This is a genomic window from Streptomyces sp. P9(2023) (assembly GCF_032436795.1).
Taxonomy (GTDB): domain Bacteria; phylum Actinomycetota; class Actinomycetes; order Streptomycetales; family Streptomycetaceae; genus Streptomyces.
Genome location: NZ_JAUPWM010000131.1, coordinates 1 through 544, shown reverse-complemented (window position 1 = coordinate 544; position 544 = coordinate 1). Strand labels below are relative to the sequence as shown.

The following is a 544-nucleotide window of genomic DNA, read 5'->3' as shown; positions in this document are numbered from 1 at the left end:
CGGCGCAGACCCTCGTGCTATTACGATTAACAACCCTGGCACCGAGCCAATGCTCTTGGAGTTGGAAGCGGAGTTTACCAGCGACTGTGGTTTTCTTGGTTTACAAAATGATGATCTATCCACCAGTGCTCTTTTTGGCACGATTGAGGAGGTTGACGGTTATCATTACGAAGCTTCCGAAACGCTCTTTGATGACCATTTTACGGTAGACCGTGGCTGGCTTTTGAATCAAGGAATCACGCCAGGCGTAACGGCTGAGCGCTTGCAAAACGGAACTGCCAGCTACCAAGTAGACGAATGGCAAGGACCGCCAGCGGGTTATCCAGGGATTGTTGATCCTAACGAAGGATATGCGAAAGTAACCGACTACGGAACCGGAAATTCGTGGCACGGGGTGGCGATTACTAAAATCGTTCCGCCGGATAAAAATGGCGCTTACCCTGTTAATTGGCGTTCCAGTTATCGGATTGATTTTAACAACGACGGCGCCGATAACAAAAATGTTCGCGTCGGGCACAACTCCGTAACATACTCCAATCAAAAC

The 544-nt window shown here is 49.3% G+C and carries 1 protein-coding gene; it reads left to right on the top strand.

Annotated elements, in window-relative coordinates; translation table 11 throughout:
* Nucleotides 1-61 precede the first annotated feature (61 nt).
* On the top strand, nucleotides 62-544 hold a 483-nt coding region (locus Q5762_RS37000; RefSeq protein ID WP_315896701.1), incomplete at its 3' end, for a hypothetical protein.